Annotated in this window: 17 protein-coding genes; 12 read left to right on the forward strand and 5 right to left on the reverse strand. The window is 32.7% G+C overall.

From position 1 onward, the window contains the following. The first annotated feature begins 55 nt into the window (after positions 1 to 55). The 3 genes from recO (at position 56) to IR010_RS14180 (ending at position 4,692) form a co-directional block, all read left to right on the forward strand. Positions 56 to 769: a DNA repair protein RecO gene (gene recO / locus IR010_RS14170; protein ID WP_194604736.1), complete on the forward strand. Its 714-nt coding sequence runs from the start codon at positions 56 to 58 to the stop codon at positions 767 to 769. A gap of 130 nt (positions 770 to 899) precedes the next feature. Further along, positions 900 to 4,301 carry an isoleucine--tRNA ligase gene (gene ileS / locus IR010_RS14175; protein ID WP_194604739.1) on the forward strand — a complete coding sequence of 1,134 codons (3,402 nt, stop codon included), beginning with the start codon at positions 900 to 902 and terminating at the stop codon, positions 4,299 to 4,301. A gap of 10 nt (positions 4,302 to 4,311) precedes the next feature. Further along, positions 4,312 to 4,692, forward strand: a complete 381-nt coding sequence (locus IR010_RS14180) for a TraR/DksA family transcriptional regulator (RefSeq protein WP_026983623.1) — start codon at positions 4,312 to 4,314, stop codon at positions 4,690 to 4,692. Between the two features lie 265 nt (positions 4,693 to 4,957). On the opposite strand, the gene IR010_RS14185 is transcribed toward IR010_RS14180, so the two are convergent. After that, positions 4,958 to 5,338: a hypothetical protein gene (locus tag IR010_RS14185; RefSeq protein ID WP_029270843.1), complete on the reverse strand. Its 381-nt coding sequence runs from the start codon at positions 5,336 to 5,338 to the stop codon at positions 4,958 to 4,960. A 34-nt stretch (positions 5,339 to 5,372) separates the two neighbouring features. Further along, positions 5,373 to 5,729, reverse strand: a complete 357-nt coding sequence (locus IR010_RS14190; protein ID WP_194570279.1) for a roadblock/LC7 domain-containing protein — start codon at positions 5,727 to 5,729, stop codon at positions 5,373 to 5,375. 179 nt (positions 5,730 to 5,908) lie between these two features. Between IR010_RS14190 and IR010_RS14195 the strand changes: the two genes are divergently transcribed. The 7 genes from IR010_RS14195 (at position 5,909) to IR010_RS14225 (ending at position 16,798) form a co-directional block, all read left to right on the forward strand. Beyond that, complete coding sequence (locus tag IR010_RS14195; RefSeq protein WP_029270839.1) at positions 5,909 to 6,124, forward strand: hypothetical protein; 216 nt, start codon at positions 5,909 to 5,911, stop codon at positions 6,122 to 6,124. 123 nt (positions 6,125 to 6,247) lie between these two features. Continuing rightward, entirely contained in the window at positions 6,248 to 6,841 is a 594-nt protein-coding gene (locus tag IR010_RS14200) for a lipoprotein signal peptidase (protein WP_194604742.1), read from the forward strand. 135 nt (positions 6,842 to 6,976) lie between these two features. After that, entirely contained in the window at positions 6,977 to 10,135 is a 3,159-nt protein-coding gene (locus tag IR010_RS14205) for a UvrD-helicase domain-containing protein (protein WP_194604745.1), read from the forward strand. Between the two features lie 80 nt (positions 10,136 to 10,215). Next, on the forward strand, positions 10,216 to 11,409 hold the full coding sequence (gene kbl / locus IR010_RS14210; RefSeq protein ID WP_194570285.1) for a glycine C-acetyltransferase: 1,194 nt from the start codon (positions 10,216 to 10,218) through the stop codon (positions 11,407 to 11,409). Positions 11,410 to 11,521: 112 nt separating this feature from the next. Next, positions 11,522 to 12,997 (forward strand): OmpA family protein, encoded by a 1,476-nt coding sequence (locus IR010_RS14215; RefSeq protein ID WP_194604748.1) that lies wholly within the window; start codon positions 11,522 to 11,524, stop codon positions 12,995 to 12,997. 64 nt (positions 12,998 to 13,061) lie between these two features. After that, positions 13,062 to 15,827, forward strand: coding sequence for a PD-(D/E)XK nuclease family protein (locus tag IR010_RS14220; RefSeq protein ID WP_194604751.1), 2,766 nt, complete (start codon positions 13,062 to 13,064; stop codon positions 15,825 to 15,827). A 296-nt stretch (positions 15,828 to 16,123) separates the two neighbouring features. Then, positions 16,124 to 16,798 carry an ATP-binding cassette domain-containing protein gene (locus IR010_RS14225; RefSeq protein WP_194604754.1) on the forward strand — a complete coding sequence of 225 codons (675 nt, stop codon included), beginning with the start codon at positions 16,124 to 16,126 and terminating at the stop codon, positions 16,796 to 16,798. A gap of 7 nt (positions 16,799 to 16,805) precedes the next feature. On the opposite strand, the gene IR010_RS14230 is transcribed toward IR010_RS14225, so the two are convergent. Further along, positions 16,806 to 16,949, reverse strand: a complete 144-nt coding sequence (locus tag IR010_RS14230; RefSeq protein ID WP_157494976.1) for a hypothetical protein — start codon at positions 16,947 to 16,949, stop codon at positions 16,806 to 16,808. Positions 16,950 to 17,237: 288 nt separating this feature from the next. On the opposite strand from IR010_RS14230, the gene IR010_RS14235 reads away from it, so the two are divergent. Next, entirely contained in the window at positions 17,238 to 17,558 is a 321-nt protein-coding gene (locus IR010_RS14235) for a roadblock/LC7 domain-containing protein (RefSeq protein ID WP_029270823.1), read from the forward strand. A 19-nt stretch (positions 17,559 to 17,577) separates the two neighbouring features. Beyond that, positions 17,578 to 17,952, forward strand: coding sequence for a hypothetical protein (locus IR010_RS14240; protein ID WP_029270821.1), 375 nt, complete (start codon positions 17,578 to 17,580; stop codon positions 17,950 to 17,952). An 83-nt stretch (positions 17,953 to 18,035) separates the two neighbouring features. Here the strand turns inward: IR010_RS14240 and IR010_RS14245 are convergent, their stop codons facing one another. Continuing rightward, positions 18,036 to 18,812 (reverse strand): alpha/beta fold hydrolase, encoded by a 777-nt coding sequence (locus IR010_RS14245; RefSeq protein WP_194604757.1) that lies wholly within the window; start codon positions 18,810 to 18,812, stop codon positions 18,036 to 18,038. 163 nt (positions 18,813 to 18,975) lie between these two features. Further along, positions 18,976 to 19,875, reverse strand: a complete 900-nt coding sequence (locus IR010_RS14250; RefSeq protein WP_228515170.1) for an alpha/beta fold hydrolase — start codon at positions 19,873 to 19,875, stop codon at positions 18,976 to 18,978.

The following is a 19,875-nucleotide window of genomic DNA, read 5'->3' on the forward strand; positions in this document are numbered from 1 at the left end:
GTTTGGTTTTAGGTAAAATTTTAATCAATATTATGGAGAATTAGAGTGTAAATCGATGCAAATCAAAACCAAAGCAATAGTAATTTCGGCATTAAAATTTCAGGAAAAAAGTTTGATAGTAAAATGTTTTACGCTTTCTAACGGCTTGAAGTCTTATTTTGTGCGTGATGCTTTTTCGAGTCGAAAAGCAAGTCAAAAAATTGCTTATTTTCAGCCTTTGTCAATTCTTGAGATCGAAGCCGTACATAAAAATAAAGGCACTTTAGAAAATTTTAAAGAAATAAAAACGGCAGTTCCTTTTCAAACTATTCATACCGATCTTGTAAAAAGTACAATGGTCATGTTTTTATCTGAAATGCTTCATTATTCTATTCAGGAAGAAGAAAAAAACGAATCGCTTTTTGTCTTTTTAGAAACAGCATTAACATGGCTGGATCATCATGATGAAATTTCTAATTTTCATTTGATTTTGCTTTTAGAAGCAACTAAATATTTAGGCTTCTATCCTGATACTTCTGAAATCGATTTGCCTTATTTTGAAATGAATAATGGTGTTTTTACCCTTTTTCATGGTTTGGGTTGTTTGACAGAACATAAAACTAATTTGTTCAAAAAACTTATTGATTTGAAATTCGATAATGATCAAAAAATATTTCATGTTATGGAAAGACAAATACTGTTAAAAATCCTGATTGACTATTATAGTTTTCATTTGGATGGATTCAAAAAACCGAAATCTTTAGAGGTTTTAAAAGAAGTTTTCTCCTAGATTTATAAAATGAGCGATTTTTTTTGCGGAATATACCTGAAATTTCCTGACTAAGCTCTTTTTTCTGTCATCTTTTATCTATTTTCCTCAAAATTCCTTACTTTCGCACCTCGTTTAAGAAAAGGATAAAATGAGCACAAAATTTACTGAATACAAAGGACTTGACTTGCCAACGGTAGCGTCAGAAGTTCTTGATTTTTGGAAGAAAGAAAATATATTTGAAAAGAGTGTAACAACTCGCGAAGGTGCTGAGCCTTACGTATTTTTTGAAGGTCCGCCTTCAGCAAACGGATTACCAGGAATTCACCACGTGATGGCACGTGCGATTAAAGATATTTTTTGCAGATATAAAACTCAAAAAGGTTTTCAGGTAAAAAGAAAAGCCGGTTGGGATACGCACGGATTGCCTGTAGAATTGGGTACCGAAAAAGAACTTGGAATTACAAAAGAAGATATTGGTAAAACGATTTCTATCGAAGAATATAACGAAGCGTGTAAAAAAACCGTTATGCGTTATACTGACGTATGGAATGACTTGACCGAAAAAATGGGTTATTGGGTAGATATGGAAGATCCGTATGTGACTTATAAGCCAAAATACATGGAATCTGTTTGGTGGCTTTTAAAACAAATCTATGATAAAGGTTTGTTGTACAAAGGATACACAATTCAGCCATACTCTCCAAAAGCAGGAACTGGATTATCTTCTCACGAAGTAAATCAGCCTGGAGCTTATCGTGATGTTACAGATACTACGATTGTAGCACAGTTTAAAACATTGCCGGAAACATTGCCAAGCTTTTTACAAGGTTTTGGAGATATTCACATTTTAGCATGGACGACTACTCCCTGGACATTGCCATCGAACACAGCTTTGACAGTTGGGCCAAAAATCGATTATGTCTTAGTAAAAACGTTTAATCAATATACTTTTGAACCTGTAAATGTAATTTTAGCTAAGAATTTAGTTGGAAAACAATTCGGAAAAGGGTTTTTTGCTAGCGAAGATGATGCTGATTTTGATAAAGTAAAAAATGGTGACAAGCAACTTCCGTACAAAATTTTGGCAGATGCTAAAGGTGCTGATTTGGTTGAAATAAGATACGAGCAATTATTACAGTACACATTGCCATATCAAAATGCAGAAAATGCATTTAGAGTAATTGCCGGAGATTTCGTAACGACAGAAGACGGAACAGGAATTGTACACACGGCTCCAACTTTTGGTGCTGATGATGCTAAAGTTTCAAAAGAAGCTAAGCCTGAAATTCCACCAATGTTGGTTTTAGACGAAAATGGTACGCCGGTTCCTTTAGTAGATTTACAAGGAAAATTTACTTCACATGTAGGTGATCTAGCAGGTAAATATGTAAAAAACGAATATTACGATGCGGGTCAGGCGCCAGAACGTTCTGTTGATGTGGAAATCGCTATTCGTTTAAAAGAAGAAAATAAAGCTTTTAAAGTTGAAAAATACGTACATAGTTATCCACACAGCTGGAGAACTGATGAACCGTTATTATATTATCCACTAGACTCTTGGTTCATTAAAGTAACCGATGTAAAAGATAGAATGTTCGACCTGAACGAAACTATCAACTGGAAACCTAAGTCTACTGGTGAAGGACGTTTTGGAAATTGGCTGAAAAATGCCAACGACTGGAACTTATCTCGTTCTAGATATTGGGGTATTCCGTTGCCAATTTGGAGAACTGAAGACAAAAAAGAAGAAGTTCTTATTGGTTCTGTTGAAGAATTGTACAATGCGATTGAGAAATCTATTGAAGCCGGTTTTCAAAAAGAAAATCCGTTTAAAGGTTTTGAAATCGGAAACATGGCTGAGTCAAACTATGATTTAATCGATTTGCATAAAAATGTAGTCGATCAAATTACATTGGTTTCGGCTTCAGGCCAGCCAATGAAACGCGAAAGCGATTTAATTGACGTTTGGTTCGATTCTGGAGCAATGCCTTATGCACAATGGCATTATCCTTTTGAAAACAAAGACAAAATTGACGAGAATAAAGATTTCCCAGCGGATTTTATTGCCGAAGGTGTAGATCAAACTCGTGGGTGGTTTTATACTTTACATGCTATCGGAACTTTAGTTTTTGATAAAGTAGCGTATAAAAATGTAGTTTCGAATGGTTTGGTTTTGGATAAAAACGGACAAAAAATGTCGAAACGTTTAGGAAACGCGACAGATCCTTTTGAAACAATTGCAGAATATGGTCCTGATGCCACACGCTGGTACATGATCTCGAATGCAAATCCTTGGGATAACTTAAAGTTTGATATTGAAGGTATTGCTGAGGTTCGTCGTAAATTCTTCGGGACACTTTATAATACATATTCTTTCTTCTCGTTATATGCGAATATCGATGGATTTAAATACGCTGAAGCGGAAATTCCGTTAAACGAAAGACCAGAAATCGATCAATGGATTATTTCTGAATTGCATTCGTTAATCAAATTTGTTGATGAATGTTACGAAGATTATGAGCCAACAAAAGCTACAAGAGCAATTTCTGATTTTGTTCAGGAAAACTTAAGTAACTGGTACGTTCGTTTGTGTCGTCGTCGTTTCTGGAAAGGAGAATATGCTCATGATAAAATTGCAGCTTACCAAACGCTTTATACTTGCTTGTTAACAATCAGCAAATTAAGCGCTCCGGTCGCTCCTTTTTTCATGGATAAATTGTACCGAGATTTGACAAGTTCGACACAAACTGAGGAATTTGCCAGTGTTCACTTGGCTTCGTTTCCAAAATTTGTCGAAAACTTTGTTAATAAAACGTTAGAAAGCAAAATGCAGAAGGCGCAAACCATCTCATCTTTGGTTTTATCTCTTCGTAAAAAGGAAATGATTAAAGTACGTCAACCATTGCAAAAGGTAATGATTCCGGTACTTGACGAAAATCAGAAGGTTGAAATTGAAGCGATTTCTGAGCTTGTAAAAGCAGAAGTAAACGTTAAAGAAATCATACTTCTGGATGATGATTCTGGTATATTAGTGAAGCAGATTAAACCTAATTTTAAAGCATTGGGACCACGTTTCGGTAAAGATATGGGGTTGATTTCCAAAGAAATACAAGCATTTTCGGCTGATCAGATTAATCAGTTGGACAAGCAGGGAACACTAGATATTATTATTGCTGGAAATAATGTAACTTTATCATTAGAAGACGTCGAAATAACATCGCAAGATATAGAAGGATGGCTGGTTGCAAATTCAAACGGAATTACAGTTGCGCTGGATATTACAATTTCGGAAGAATTGAAAAACGAGGGAATCTCGAGAGAATTGGTAAACAGAATTCAAAATATCCGTAAAGATTCTGGATTTGAGGTTACCGATAAAATTAAGGTTCAAATACAAAGAAGCGGTCTATTAGAAGATGCAATTCTTAAAAATGAAGACTATATTAAGTCTGAGACATTAACAGACGATTTGGTTTTTGTAGACGCTTTAGAAAACGGCACAGAAATTGAGTTTGATGATATTAAAACAGTGATATTAATTTCAAAATAATATAAATACCATGATAGATGAAATTACAAGATACTCTGATGCTGATCTAGCAGAGTTCAAAGAAATAATTCAAAATAAAATACAAAAAGCACAAGCCGATCTGGATTTAATAAAAAGTGCTTATATGAATGATTTAAATAACGGAACAGATGATACTTCTCCAACTTTTAAAGCATTTGAAGAAGGAAGTGAAACAATGTCGAAAGAAGCGAACTCACAGTTGGCTATCAGACAAGAAAAGTTTATTCGCGATCTAAAAAACGCATTATTCCGTGTTGAAAATAAAACGTATGGTATTTGCAAAGTAACTGGCAAATTAATCAGCAAAGAAAGGCTTAAAATTGTTCCTCATGCTACAATGAGTATCGAAGCCAAAAACTTGCAACGATAATATTTCAATTTTTAAATTGATAAAACAAAGCGCTCCTTTTAGGGGCGTTTTTTTTTTTTTTTGTTTAATGTTTGATCGGAGTTGAGTTGGCTTATCTTTTTTTGTTTTGAGAGAAATTGTTTATAATTAATCAAAATAAAGCAAAGAAAGGTATTGCGTTTTTTGTAGGAATAATAAAATGAAGTACTTAAAGTATGTTTTGAGAATATATTCTAATTAGAACTGTCATAATCAAGACAGTTCTAATTAAAACAAAGAGTAAATATTAAGCCAAATTTTTCTCTAAATCTAATTTGTGTTTTCTTAAAACAGCTCTTGTCATTCCTAAATTTGCTTTGCTGGCATCTGCAGCAAGATAAATCATGAATTTTTTGTTTGGTGAGATGTCGATAATATGAATTTGATTCGTAAGCGTAATCAAAATATCTTCGATTTCTTGGTTTAGGTTTAGGGCTTTAACGGCACTTAGTTTTGCCTTTACAACTTCTAGGTTGTAAGCTGCTGCAAGTTCCGGATCAAAAGAAGGGTCAATTGTTAAGTTTCCAAAACTTAGTCCAGACTCGATTTCAGTTACTGCCACAGCTATAAAGCCGTTTACGTTGGTTTTCATTTCATTTAAAAACACGTTTAAAAAATCATTACTCATAATTCAGTGGGTTTGTTGGGTTAATAGATTTATGTTATTTTAATAGGGAATTTTTACTTAATTCTGAAGCAACTTCATCAGTTGAACGCATTAATAATCCGAGATTGCTTCCGTCTTTAGAAAATGCAATTAGAAAATTTGTACCGCTGATTTTGTTTCCGATGACAACTCCTTCAGAGGTTTTTAAGAAAAGCTGCTTTAATGCTCCTTTGTCTAAATCGATTAAAAATTTTTCGCTCATAGATAAAATAGCTGCGCTCATTGCAGCAACGCTGTCTCCGTAATCTAAGTGTAATGATGTGATTAATTTTCCTTTGCCATTTAAAATTAATGCGGCGTTAGATTTTGTAGTAACTAGAAAATCATTTAGAGTAGTGTTGATTTCATTCATATTTGTAAGATTTGGGAGAATTGTTAAAATAATTTCATTCTTTCGCTTGACTTATCTGTATTATTGTGTTTTTTGCTAAACAAGTGTTAATTTTTGTTAACAAATATAAATTAAATTATGTATCATTGTAATGTCGAATTGTTAATAATTTTAATTTTTTACTATAAAAAACTTACACCATGGCTAAAGTGTTGAAATTCAAAGAAGTGAACTCAGACGTAGAGACTAGAATGAAGGAATTTGAGAAAATGCGTTTGAAATTAAAATCGGACATTAAAAAGAGCGAAGCTAAAAAGGCAAATGCTGGAAAAGAGAGCAAGGGTTTGCTTAAATCTATTTCTGGTTTTTTTGCTGATAGTCCTAAAACTCCAGCTAAAACAGAGGCTAAAAAGTAGGCTTTGTTTTAACTGTAGAAATGCAGACTTAACCCATTTAGTTTTATTGTAAAAGAATTAACGCTCCTTAGGGAGCGTTTTTTTTGATTAAATTGCTATTTTTGCGCATCAAAAAAATATAAAATGTCATTACGAAAAGCGTATTTCCTAATATTTCTAGTTTTAATTGTCGATCAGCTTTCTAAAATTTACGTAAAAACAAACTTCATTCTTGGTGAAGAAGTGGTTGTTTTCGATTGGTTTAGAATTCATTTCATAGAAAATGAAGGAATGGCTTGGGGAACAAAAATTCCTGGAGAGTACGGAAAATTGATTTTGACCGTTTTTAGAATCTTCGCAGTATTCGGAATCGGATATTGGTTAGCTGATGCAATCAAAAAACGTCATTCTACTTATTTAATCGTTGCGATCGCTTTAATATTTGCTGGCGCGGCGGGAAATATTTTAGATTCTGTTTTCTACGGAGTGATTTTCGATGACAGTACGCATAACTTAGCGACAATTTTTTCTCCAAATCCTTATGGAACTTGGTTTCATGGTTTAGTTGTAGATATGTTTTATTTTCCTATTTGGGAAGGGAATTTGCCAGCTTGGCTTCCGATTTTTGGAGGAAAACATTTTGCCTTCTTCAATGCTATTTTTAATGTTGCTGACATGGCTATTTCTACTGGCGTTGGGATACTGTTGGTTTTCAATAAAAAAGCCTTCCACAAATAAAATAATTTTTAAAATATTAAAATTCCAAATTCCAATATTTGAAGCATTCATTGCGTGCAGATATTGGGATTTGGAATTTTTCATTATTGAGATTTAATATTATTGTGCTATTTTTACAATACAAAACCCAAACGTATGCAAAGTCCGTCTTTCTCTATTTATGATGCATCTGCAGGATCAGGAAAGACCTATACTTTGGTTAAGGAATATCTTAAAATTATTCTTTCTTCTCCAAAAAATGATGCCTATCGAAATATTCTGGCTATAACTTTTACCAACAAAGCGGTTCATGAAATGAAAAGCCGTATTGTTGGCAGTTTATCTGAATTTGCGAAAGATGAACCTTCTGCGAAAGCAACCGATTTAATGGGAGATCTATCTCGAGAAACTGGGCTTTCAATTATAAAAATCAAAACAAAATCTCAAAATATTATAAAGCATCTTATTCATAATTATGCTGCTTTTGATATTTCTACAATTGATAAATTTACGCATAAAGTAATTCGTGCTTTTGCACATGACTTAAATCTTCCGATGACTTTTGAAGTCACTTTAGATACAGAAAATTTATTAATCGAAGCGGTCGATGCGATAATTGCGCAAGCGGGACAAGATGAAACCTTAACGAAACTGCTGATTGATTTTACAATGGAAAAAACCGACGACGATAAAAGTTGGGATGTTTCGCGTGAAATTCTTGAAACAGGCCGATTGGTTTTAAATGAAAACAATCGGAATGAAATTTTACATTTTCAGGATAAATCTATTGAAGAATTTGTAGAGATAAAAAAGAAAATGTTGACTCTTTGCAAAAATTTAGAATCTGAAAATGAGCAATTGGCCACAGAAGCACTTTCTTTAATTGATAAAAACGGGATCGATTTAAAATCATTTTCACGCGGGACTTTTCCGAATCATTTAGAAAATATTCGGGACGGGAAATTCAATCCAAGAAATAAAACTTTTCATGAGTTTGATGATATTGCAATTAACAAAACTGCCAAAGACAAAGCATTAATTGAAAATATAATTCCAGAGCTTCTACAGGTATTAGATAACATTTATAAAAATTTCGAAAAAAGAGATTTCTATAAAGCTTTCCTCAAAAATATTACGCCGCTTTCACTGCTTAACACGGTTAGTAATGAATTGGCTAAAATTCAGTCAGAACAAAATATTTTGTCGATTTCTGAATTTAATGCTATTATTCACCGCGAAATTCAGAATCAGCCTGCTCCTTTTATTTACGAACGTTTGGGCGAAAAATACCGCCATTTTTTTATTGATGAATTTCAGGATACTTCTGAGATGCAATGGCAAAATCTTATTCCGCTTATAGATAATTCCCTTTCTGGTTTAGATGATTTAGGAAATAAAGGAACTTTAATGATCGTTGGAGACCCAAAACAATCGATTTATCGCTGGAGGGGAGGAAAGGCAGAACAATTTATAGAATTGAGTAAAGATGTAAATCCCTTCAATAATCCAGATAAAGCAATTAAGCATTTAGACACAAATTACAGAAGTTACAGCGAAGTAATTGATTTTAATAATGCTTTTTTTGGTTTGATTTCCACCGAATTTATAAACGAAGATTATAAAGATTTATATGAAAACCATAGTTTTCAGCATTCAAATGCCAAAAAAGGCGGTTATGTAAATATTTCTTTTCTTCCGATAATTGAAAAAAATGATTTTGCAGATGAGGAAGAAGTTGTAGAAAAATCAGATTTATATGTTTTGGCAACTTTAAATACAATTCAAAACGTTCTTCGCGAAGGTTTTGAGTATAAAGATATTGTGGTGCTCACGCGTAAAAGAGATCAGGGAATTGCAATTGCAAATTATCTGACAGAGCAAAATATTCCTCTTTTGTCGTCAGAAACATTAATGATTCAGAATGCAACAGAAGTTCGCTTGATTGTTCATTTGCTGAAATATCTAAACAACAGTGCTGATTTAGAATCGAAAGCTAATTTCTTGCATTTTTTAGCTACTCACATAGAAATCGATATGCCAATTCATGATTTTATTGCAAAAGGAATGGCAGAGAAATTTGAAATTGATTTTGAAAAATGGCTGTTGAGTTTTGACGTTTCCCTTTCTTTTGAAAATGTCCGAAAAAAATCATTGTATGAAGCAGTTGAAATTATAATTTCGAAATTTATTCTTCCCTTTGAAGGAAATGCTTACGTGCAATTTTTCTTGGATATTGTTTTAGAAAGAGATATTCGAAATCAAGCCGGAATAGCTGACTTCTTAAATTACTGGGATAAAAATGCAGACAAATTCAGTATTCCATCTCCGGAAGGGAATAATGCTGTTAGAATTATGACCATTCATAAGTCGAAAGGTTTAGAATTTCCGGTTGTAATTATGCCTTTTGCAGAAGAAGATTATAATAGAAAACCAAAAGATAAGTTATGGCTTGATACAGAAGGTGTAGAATTGGATTTTCCAAAAGCCTTAATTGATAACAGCAGTGCGGTTGAAGGTTTTGGCGAAAGTGCATCGGCTGTTTTTAATTTGAAAAAACAAGAAGAATTACTGGATAATATTAATGTTTTATATGTGGCATTAACCCGTGCAGAAGAACAATTGTATGTGATATCGCAGTCATTGAAAGAAAGAAAAGATGGGGAATTTCCAAATAATATGGCTTCTTTTTTTATTAAATATTTAATGAATAAAGGAGTTTACGATCCTGAAAAATTAGAATATGAATTTGGAAATAAAATGAAACTTTCCGCTCCTGTAAAATCTGCTGATTTGGTAAAGCTGATTCCGATTGTTGCAGCTATTTTAGATGCTAAAAATATAAAAATTGCACAGCGAGAAGCTTTAATGTGGGGAACGCACCAGCAAGAAGCAATTTCGTATGGAAATATAATTCATGAAATTTTGGCTTTTATTAAAGATAAATCAGATATTGATTTGGCAATTACAAAAGCAATTGAAGAAGGATTGATTAAGGTCGATCAAAGTGAAATGGTATTGAATACGCTTCGAGAAATTGTAAATCATCCCGAATTGAGTATCTGTTTTGATGGGAAAAATAAAATTCTTAATGAGCAGACAATTGTTCAAAAAGAAGGGAAAATTTTGAAACCAGACCGGATTATTCTAACACAAAATAAAGAAGCTTATTTGTTGGATTATAAAACTGGGGCTATAAATCCAAAATACAAACAGCAAATTCAAGAATATCAAGATGCTATTGAGGATTTAGGATACAAAGTGTTAAAAAGGGCTCTGGTATATATAGGAACCGAAATCGATGTAGTAAATTTGTGAAAAAATTAATCAGATGTTAAGGTTTAACAGCTTCAAAATTGATGTAAATTGTTAATTTTTAACGTTTTAAATAAATAGAAATGTACGGTAAAATTAAAGAGCATTTGCAAAGTGAATTGCAGACTATTGAAGAAAACGGAATTTTTAAAAAAGAGCGCATTATAACTTCTGCTCAAGATGCAGAAATTACAATTTCGACTGGAGAAAAAGTGTTGAACTTTTGTGCCAATAATTATTTAGGACTTTCGTCACATCCAGAAGTTGTTCAAGCAGCTAAAGATGCTATGGATACACATGGTTTCGGAATGTCATCTGTTCGTTTTATATGTGGAACACAGGATATTCATAAAACATTGGAGAAAAAAATTGCTGATTTTTACGGAACAGAGGATACGATATTATACGCGGCTGCATTTGATGCAAATGGTGGTGTTTTTGAGCCTTTATTGGGAGAAAATGATGCGATTATTTCAGACAGCTTAAACCATGCTTCGATAATAGACGGAGTTCGTTTGTGCAAAGCCGCCCGTTATCGTTACGAAAATAGTAACATGGAAGATTTAGAACAACAGTTAATTAAAGCAAATGAAGCTGGCGCGCGTTTTAAATTAATTGTTACAGACGGTGTTTTCTCTATGGATGGTGTTGTGGCTCCTCTAGATAAAATTTGCGATTTAGCTGATAAATATGATGCCTTAGTGATGGTAGATGAATGCCATGCTGCTGGATTTATTGGAGCTACGGGGAAAGGTACTTTAGAAGCGAAAGGTGTAATGGGAAGGGTAGATATTATAACTGGAACACTTGGTAAAGCTTTAGGAGGAGCGATGGGCGGTTATACGACAGCTAAAAAAGAAATTATAGAATTACTTCGTCAGCGTTCGAGACCGTATTTGTTTTCCAATTCATTAGCGCCTGCAATTGTCGGGGCTTCAATAAAAGTTTTTGAATTATTAGAAAAAGATACTTCGTTAAGAGATAAATTAGAGTGGAATACAAATTATTTTAAGGAAGGAATGAAAAAAGCTGGTTTCGATATCATAGATGGAGATTCTGCAATTGTACCAGTCATGTTATATGATGCAAAATTATCTCAAAAAATGGCTGATGAATTATTGAAAGAAGGTATTTATGTAATCGGTTTCTTCTTTCCTGTTGTACCTAAAGATAAGGCTAGAATTAGGGTGCAATTATCTGCGGCACATACCAAAGAGCACTTAGACAGAGCAATAACTGCATTCAAAGTTGTTGGAGAGATGTTAAAAGTTATATAATTTCCATTTACTGAAATTTTTGTAGGTTTTTTTTAACATTTCATTTTGTATTTAAAAATTTTGGTGTTACTTTTGTCTGTAATTAACTAAATTGTAATTAAAAAAATTAAGTATGAAACATCTTAACAAACTTTTAGTTGCTGTGATGATGGTGATGGGTTTAAGTTCTCACGCACAAGACAGTAACAATCCATGGGCTATCTCTTTTGGAGTTAATGCCGTTGACACAAGAACCAGTTCTGGTGCAGGACATGGTTTCTTCGATCAGCACTTTTCTCAGCCATTTGCTGTAAAAGACAACTGGAATATTCTTCCTTCTTTATCTTACATCAGTGTATCTAGATACGTTGGTAGCGGTTTCTCTGTAGGTTTACAAGGATCTGTAAACAAAATTGACAAAGCGGTTTATTTTGATTGGAGTAATCCTAATGCAGATGGAAGAGGTAACTATGTATCTAATCCTGGAGATTTAATGTATTATGGTATCGATGCTAACATCAGATACAGTTTCCAAGAATTAATTAAATCTAAAGTAATTGATCCTTCGTTAACAATTGGTGGAGGTTATACTTTCTTAGGGAAAGATAGCTTTGGTACTGTTAATCCAGGTGCTGGAATTACATTCTGGTTTACTGATGCAATTGGTTTATCTTTAAACACAGCTTACAAATGGGCTGTTGCTCCAGCTGATCCTCCAGGAAGAAATGATTATAATGGTGTAATTGATACTCCATCTCATTTCCAACATACTTTAGGTCTTACTTTCAAATTCGGAGGTAAAGATACTGACGGAGACGGAATCTACGATAAAGATGATGCTTGTCCAGATGTTGCTGGTTTGAAACAATTCAACGGATGTCCTGATACTGACGGAGATGGAATCGTTGATGCTTCTGATGCTTGTCCAGATGTATTTGGTTTAGCTGCATTAAACGGATGTCCTGATACTGACGGAGACGGAATTGCTGATAAAGATGATGCTTGTCCAGATGTTGCTGGTTTAGCTGCTTTAAAAGGTTGTCCTGATACTGATGGAGACGGAATCGCTGATAAAGATGACAAATGTCCTACAGTTGCTGGTCCAAAAGAAAACGGTGGTTGTCCTTTCTTAGACGCTGACAAAGATGGTGTAGCTGATAAAGATGATGATTGTCCTACAGTTTACGGTCCTGCTTCTAACAGAGGTTGTCCAGAAGTAACTACTGAAGCTTTAGAAGATCTTAAAGTTCAAGCTAGAGCAATCTACTTTAACTCAGGAAAAGCTACTTTCAAAACTGGTGACAAAGAAACTCCAGCTAGATTAGATGCTATCAAAGAAATCCTTAAAAACTATCCAAACGCGAAATTCAGTATTGAAGGTCACACAGATAGCGATGGTTCTGATAAATTGAACCAAAAACTTTCTGAAGACAGAGCTGCTGCAGTTATGAACGCTTTGATCGAAAGAGGAGTAAATGTTGATAACTTAGTATCTAAAGGTTTTGGTGAGTCTATGCCAGTTGCGACTAATAAAACTCCAGCAGGAAAAGCACAAAACAGAAGAACTGAAATCAAACATATTGGTTCTAAATACCAAGGTAAACTATAATTTACTTTTGTAAATAAATACTAAAAGCCATTCTTAATTGAATGGCTTTTTTTATTTTTATCAAATGATAAATACTTCTTTTCTCGAAAAAATAGCAACAGTTGTAATTCAGGATTATGGAACTAAACTTTCTGAAACTACTATTATTTTACCCAATAAAAGGGCTAAGGTTTTTTTAATAGAAGCTTTAAAAAAGGAGACTTCTAAAACTATTCTATCGCCAGAAATTATAAGTATAGAAGACTTTGTTCAAGATGTTGCTTCTATTCGTTCAGTTGATTCAATTGAACTTTTATTTGAGTTTTACGAAGTATATCTTTCTGTTACAGAAAAACAACATCAACAATCATTTGAATTATTTGCCAATTGGGCAAAAACACTTCTTCAGGATTTTAATGAAATTGATCGATACCTTTTAGATCCATCTCATGTTTTATCTTATTTAAAAGATATTGAGGATATCAAGAAATGGGGAATTGAAGTAGAGAACAAAACTAAACTCCTAGAAAACTATATTGATTTCTGGAAACTTCTCCCTTTGTATTACGATGCCTTATACAATCACTTGTTAAATAAAGGAATTGGCTATCAAGGTTTAATTTATCGTGAAGCGGTAAATAATCTAAATCACTTTTCGAATACAATTTCAAATCGATCTTTTATTTTTGCGGGCTTTAATGCACTAAACGCTGCGGAGGAAAAAATAGTGCAGCATCTTTTAGCATTAGATCAAGCCAAAATTTACTGGGATGTCGATCAGACTTTCTTAAATGATCCTTATCATGATGCAGGTCTTTTCGTAAGACGTTTTAAAGAGAATTGGAAACATTATAAATCACATCCGTTTGAGTGGATAGTAGACGACTTTTCGCAATCAAAAAACATTCAGGTTATAGGTTCTCCTAAAACTATTGGTCAGGCAAAATTAGCTGGAAGTATAATTGAAAATATTATAAATGAAAATCCAACAACATCACTAGACAAAGTAGCTATTGTTTTGGGTGAAGAAAATCTGCTGATGCCGGTTTTATATTCATTGCCTTCTTCGGTTGGAGCTTTAAATATTACAATGGGATATTCTGGCAAGAATAATCCATCCCAGATATTGATTGCAAAATTATTTAAAATGCATACTAATGCACTTTCTCGAAAAGGTGAGAGTTATGTGTTTTATTATAAAGACGTTTTGGATATTTTGACACATCCTTTGGTTGCGCCATATTCAAATACAGGTAATTTAGTGAAAATTATAAAAGAAAATAATTACACGTTTATTACGCACAACAGAATAATCGAACTAAATTCGACTTCATCAAATTTATTTCAGTTATTATTTAAAAAATGGGAAAACGGCTCTATTGCTGTTCTCGAAAATGTCTCCGAAATATTGCTTCTGATAAAAGAAAATTTCAGCAACGATAATGAAGAAGAAAAAATTGCCAAATCTTTTGTATTTGCTGTTTTTAAAGTAATTAATAAGCTGATTAATTATTATTCACAGCATCATCACATTGATAATATTGATACTTTGCATGCGATTTATAAGCAAATTATCGATGTTGCCGAAGTTTCATTTGAAGGAGAGCCTTTAAGAGGTCTTCAGATTATGGGAGTTTTAGAAAGCCGTGTTCTTGATTTTGATACTGTAATTGTTACTTCTATGAATGAAGGAAAATTCCCTGCCGGAAAATCTCAAAATTCATTTATTCCTTATGATGTGAAACGTGAATTGGGTTTGCCAACTTTTAAAGAAAAAGATGCCATTTATACCTATCACTTTTATCACTTGCTGCAAAGAGCAAAGAATATCTATTTGATTTATAACACTGAAAATGATGGTCTTGATGCAGGAGAGCGAAGTCGTTTTATCACGCAGTTAGAGGTTGAAAAACAAATCAAACATACTCTTACTTTTGATATTTATAATCCTGTTTTGCCAACAACGGCTTATCAGCCAATGGTTATTCCGAAGTCGGAAGCTGTTATGGAGCGTCTAAAAGAAATTGCTGTAACTGGATTTTCTCCTTCGGCATTAACAAGTTATATTCGAAACCCAATTGAGTTTTACTTTCAAAAAATACTTCGAATTAGAGAAGTGGAAGAAGTGGAGGAAAATATTGCTTTAAATACGCTCGGAACTATTATTCACGAAACTTTAAAAGCTTTATATGATCCTTTTGTGGGCAAATTTATTTCTGAATCTGATATCACAAATTGCTTTAAATTGCTCGATGATGAAGTTTTAAAACAATTTAAGCTGGTTTATAAAGAAGGGGAAATTAAAAAAGGCCGAAATCTTTTAGCGTTTGAAGTTGCGAAACGAAACGTTTCTAATTTTTTAAGATTAGAATTAGAATCGATACAGAATGGAGATGCAATTCAGATTATAGCTTTAGAGAAAACTTTCGAACGTCAACTCGTTCATGAAAATTTGCCATTTCCAATTCTAATTAAAGGAAATGTAGATAGAATTGAATTGCGAAACGGAAAAATAAGAATCGTTGATTATAAGACAGGAAAAGTAGAAAAAGGTAATGTTGTACTGAAATCGTGGAACGGTTTAACGCAGGAGCTTAAAAATGACAAAATCATTCAGGTTCTTGCTTATGCATTTATGTTTGAGAAAGAAGCAGGCGAAATTCCTATTGAAGTTGGAATTATTTCATTTAAAAACTTAAAATCTGGTTTCTTGCCTTTTGGTTTTAAGGAAGATAAAGATCTTGACATTGTAGTGACAAAAGAAATTCTTCATTATTATTTAGAAGAAATTGTATTGCTTTTAAATGAAATTTTCGATGCAGAAATTCCTTTTGAAGAAAAAATAAACTAAAAAAATATGAGAAAGCTTGCTAATATTTTTGAGTTTTTTAAATCTACTTTAGCTATCAATTTGACGGTGTGTGCTATTCCGGTTTTTTTGGCCGGCTATGATTATTTCTTTATCTATTTTTTGAGTTTAGGATTTTTGGTGAGTATTGGTTATAAAGAATTATATCGCAAAAATGAGTACCTGTTTTATTCAAACAACGGAATTTCTAAAATACAGCTTTTGGTCTCTAGCTACATTTTGACATTTTTCTCCACAATAGTTTTAGGATTAATCCTTTTTCTAATAAAGAAGTTATCTTGAAGAAACATATTTTAGAAGTCGATGGAATACAGAAGAGGTATAGTGAAAAAATTATACTGTCTGATATATATTTGAAATGCGAAACTTCAGAAATTGTTGGTTTGCTCGGCCGAAATGGATCCGGAAAATCAACTTTATTAAAAATTATTGTCGGACTTGAACCTGCGCCAAACAAATGCGTTCGGATAGATTCGGTTTCACTAAATAATAAAAATGTTTTGCTGAATGAAATTAGTTATCTGCATCAAGATCAATTCATTCCGAAATATTTGTCTGTTCGCAAAGTAATCTCATTAGCCATCGATAAACAAAATAGGGATTTTTTTTGCCAAGATGAATTTATTCAATCTCTTTTAGATAAAAAAATAAGTCATTTATCTGGTGGAGAATTGCGCTATCTCGAAATCAAAACAGTTCTTTTTAACCCTTCAAAATTTGTTTTGCTCGATGAGCCTTACAACGGATTGTCTCCTTTAATGGTTGATGTTGTCAATGAAATGATACGATCAAACGTAAGCAAAAAAGGAATTATTATTACAGATCATAATTATCAAAATGTAATCCAGATTTCAACTAGACTAAATTTGATAAAAGAAGGAAGACTTCATAAAATCAATAAAATAGAGGAACTTGCTGAAAAAGGATATTTATCTTATTCTGCCTTTTTGTAAGTGCTTTTTAGCTGAAAATTTTCTTGAAAAATCCTTTCTTTTCGCTCTCTTCAGCATCTCCATTGTTTATTTTTCCGTTTTCAAAACGAAATCTTCTAAACTTCATAAGTTTTACATTCAAATCAAATCGTACTTCGTCAACAGTTTTCATTTTATTAAAATTTTTTGCAAAGCTATGAAAAACTTCTATTAAACGGCATTAGTCTCAAATGTTAATTGTAGAAATGAGTTTAATGGAAAGAAATGTTTGATTTTTAAATAATTCTACTTTTTCTGTTAATTTTTTTTGCATATTTTATTTTAAAGAATGCCAATAATTATGCTATAAATAAAAGTGCTTCAAATGGTTACGAAGGTCTTTTTTTTTAACAAGTGTTTACCAAACAATTATATTTATTAAAAATATCTTTGACCCTTCTTATAATATATAATAACAATTATGATTGATTTAAATACGCTTGTTGAAGAGACCGGAGCTGAGTCTGGATTAAGTTTTAATATAGATGGTATTTTGCTAGAGTCAGTTAATTTGGAGTACGACGGCAATGTAGCGGCAATGATTGGAATGATATTAAAAATGTGTTTAGAGATGTCTGAAGATGTTAATAATGGAGATCTTAAGCAGGTAATGATTAAAAATAGAGATGGTATCGTGGTAGCAAACAAAGACCAATATGATAATTGTGTTGCACTGCTTTCTAAAGATATAAGTAAAATGGGTCTTTTGCTTCGAAAGATGGATACCGTTTTCAACAATTAATTTAAACAAAATTTAAAACATGTCAGATTTTTTACAAAATTTTCAAAACGATTTAAAAGAGAATGTTAACGGATTTATCGCTGTTTCAGTGACTGAAGTTGAAACAGGAATGTCTTACTGTTCGCTTACTGTAAATCCTGATTTTGACCCAGAATTGGCATCTGCTTACAATTTAGAAGTAGTTAAAGCAAAACTAAACGCCATTAAAGCTTTAGGATTAAACCAAAAAATCAACGATATTTTAATTACACTTACAGATCAAATACATATTATTGACGTTTCTGAAGACGGAAGATATTTCATTTATTTAGCTGTAGATTCTACTAAAGCAAATCTTGGATTAACAAGAGCAACTTTATCTAAATACAAAAAAGATATTTCTTCAAAGTTATAATGATATTTTGCCCCCAAAAATGAGAAAAAGGCTATTTTCAACCTCGGTTAGAAATGGCCTTTTTTGATTTTTATAAGGTTAGGTTATTCGAAAAAATTCAATAAAATTGTTTTCAATTCTTCTTTATTTTCGATGTGGCTCATATGCCCGTCTTCAAATGAAACGAGTTCTGCAGTTGTGTCTTCGATTTGAGAAATACTTTCTTCATAATTTAAAACAGGGTCTTTTTTGCCTAAAACCAATAAAACCGGAAACAGATTTTTTTGCAAAAGTGCTTCTCTGTCTTTTCTGATTTTCATTCCTTCTAGAGAAGCTACAATGCCCTGCAAAGGTGTTTTTAAAGCCTGAACTTTTACTTTTTCGATTTCATCAGCCAATATTATCCTGTTTTTTTCGCTGAATAAATTTGCAATTGCCAGGCTTACAAAGCTTACATAATTCTGCTTTACTGCTTTTATAGCGCGAGTTCGGTTTAATTTCTTTTCGGAGCTGTCTTCTTTGGAAGTTGAATTGAGTAAAACTAATTTTTGAATGTTTTTTGGGAATAATTCGGCGAAAGCCAAACCAACATAACCGCCCATCGAATGCCCTAAAATGATAGCTTTTTCAATTTTTAAATGTTCTAAAACTTCATGAACTGCATTGGCATTTTCTTCCATAGAATGTACATAGCCTAAAGAATCTGATTCGCCGTGACCTAATAAATCAATGGTGACAACACGAAATTTTTCTGAGAAGAAAAGAACATATTCCTGCCACATTTTTTTATTTTCTAAAAAACCATGAAGCAGTACAATTGCAGTTCCAGCGCCCGAATCGGTATACGATATTTTGGTGTTTTTATATAGAATGTTTTTCAAAATGATGCTTTAAAGTTTAAAGTGCAAAGATAAGAAACGTAATATATATAAGAAATATAAGGAAATTTAAGCCTGCATTGTTGATAGGTTTTGTGTTTAAATGAGCTTACATGACTTATATTGAGCAAAAAAATGGCTCCCATTTCTGAAAGCCATTTAATTTTTATGATTTTAAAAAGGAATTTATTTCTCCAAAATACTTTTCTTTTGCGTCCAGCCATCCATAATGTCGGCAATGTTCAAGTAAAATGAGTTTCGAATTAGGAATTGTTTTATGAGCCAATTCGCCAATTTCGTTGCTGATAACGTCTTCTTTACCTTGAATAATTAAAACAGGATTTTTAAAGTTTTTCAATTTGGCTGAGCAGTCAAAATTAATTTTTTGCATATCATCCCAGAGCAAACTGTTTATAGTCGAATTTCCTTGTGTTAGTCTTTCAGCAATGACCGGAATATATTTTCGATCAAACACATAGGCAGGTGCCATTGCTTTTCCGCGACCAAGCGCAGCGGTGTATGAAGTGTCGCCTTTTTCAATTCTGTCATTCCAGTAATTCATTGAGTCTTTCTCTACTTTGCTTAAGTTTCTTTCGATAAGATTTTCTGTTTTTCGTAAAGTCAAATCAATGCCTCCAGAAGAAGATAAAACTAATTTATCGATGCTATTTGGGTAAATTGTTGCGTAATATGAAGCTAGCATTCCGCCAAAAGAATGTCCAAGAATATTCCATTTTTTAATTTTTAGATGTTTTCGTAATGACTCAATATCGTCAGCCATTATTTTCATCGAAATAGTTTTAGAATTTACGTCTTTCAGTTTTGATTTTCCAGTTCCTCTTTGGTCGTAAATAATCGTTTCTTGAGTTTCTGCCAAAATTTTAGCCATACCTTCAAAACCATTACTGTTCATTCCGGGACCGCCGTTAATAATTAAAAGCGGTTCGCCTTTTCCGAATATCTTATAATACGTTTTGCTGGCGTCGCTGTTTGTTGCATAACCTTCGGTTTGAGCAAAACTATGTCCGATAAACATCAAAAAAACAAATAGAAAAATCTTTTTCAT

The organism is Flavobacterium sp. MR2016-29, from assembly GCF_015350695.1.
GTDB lineage: Bacteria > Bacteroidota > Bacteroidia > Flavobacteriales > Flavobacteriaceae > Flavobacterium.